Origin of the sequence: Mesorhizobium sp. M0601 (genome assembly GCF_040320845.1) — a bacterium.
In the GTDB taxonomy this organism is placed as follows: domain Bacteria; phylum Pseudomonadota; class Alphaproteobacteria; order Rhizobiales; family Rhizobiaceae; genus Mesorhizobium.
The window spans coordinates 1-1,126 of record NZ_JAMYQK010000116.1 but is presented as its reverse complement, the minus strand read 5'-3'; the positions used below and the strand labels follow the sequence as shown (position 1 = coordinate 1,126).

1 protein-coding gene is annotated in these 1,126 nt (G+C 64.2%); it reads left to right on the top strand.

What is annotated here, in order from left to right; genetic code table 11:
- The first annotated feature begins 178 nt into the window (after positions 1 to 178).
- Positions 179 to 1,108: an IS110 family RNA-guided transposase gene (locus tag NKI41_RS33090; protein ID WP_352687259.1), complete on the top strand. Its 930-nt coding sequence runs from the start codon at positions 179 to 181 to the stop codon at positions 1,106 to 1,108.
- Positions 1,109 to 1,126: the final 18 nt, after the last annotated feature.

Here is a 1,126-nt window from a genome sequence, read left to right as displayed (position 1 = left end):
TTGTAACTTGTTTCTTGCCGACTCTGCTATGAAGGCAGGTGCGGTGGCGGACGGGAGACCGGAGCATCTTTGGGTGATCGAGCCCGTGGGAGAGCAAGGGTCTTCGTCCGCCGTTCCATCGAACCCGAACAGTCGCCTGGGCCGCAAGCGAAGCCCGATTAGGCAAGGATGGGACAGGATGGAAATCATTGTTGGCATCGACGTTTCCAAGGATCGGCTCGACGTGCATGTTTTGCCGTCGGGCGAGGCGTTCTCGGTGGAGAATGACCACGCCGGGGTGGAGGATCTGGTTCGGCGGCTGGCAGCCCTTTCGCCGGCCGTTGTCGGATTGGAGTCGACAGGCAGCTTCGAGAGACTGGCGGTCGCCGCCTTGGCAGGCGCCGGCCTGGCGATTGTCGTGGTCAATCCGGCGCAGGTGCGCGCCTATGCCAATGCACTCGGCAAGCGGGCCAAGACCGACCCGATCGATGCCGCCGTCATCGCCGCTTTCATCGCTGCGACCAGGCCGCAATTGCGGCCATTGCGCGACGCCGAAACCGAGGCCCTGGCCGAGCTCGTCGCCCGCCGGCGTCAGATCGTGCAGATGATCGTGGCGGAGGAGAACCGTGCTCGCACGGTCATCGCGAAACAGGCGCAAAAGAGCATCCACCGGCTGCTCGTCGCGCTTCGGCGTGAGCTGGCAAGCCTCGATGCGGGCATGGACGATCATATCCGCAAGTCCCCAGTCTGGCGGGTCAACGAAAAGCTGCTTTCCTCCGTGCCGGGTGTCGGTCCTGTCGTTGCCCGCAGCCTGATCGCCGAAATGCCGGAACTGGGCAGCCTCGACCGCCGCCAGATCGCCGCGCTCGCCGGCCTTGCGCCATGGACGAGGCAGTCCGGAAAATGGCGTGGCAAGAGCTTCATTGGCGGTGGCAGGAGCCACGTGCGCGCCGCCCTCTTCATGGCCGCCCTCGTCGCCATCAGGCACAACCCCGTGCTCAAGGCTTTCCGCGACCGCCTGGTCGAGGCCGGCAAGCCGAAGATCGTCGCCGTCGTCGCCACAATGCGCAAGCTTCTCACCATTCTCAACGCTATCGTCCGGGATCAAAAACCGTGGCAAACAGCTTGACAGCCAAGACAGTCGCTC

Coding starts and splice junctions, on each gene's coding strand:
- NKI41_RS33090 (WP_352687259.1), top strand. CDS start 179: ATGGAAATCATTGTTGGCATCGACGTTTCCAAGGATCGGCTCGACGTG.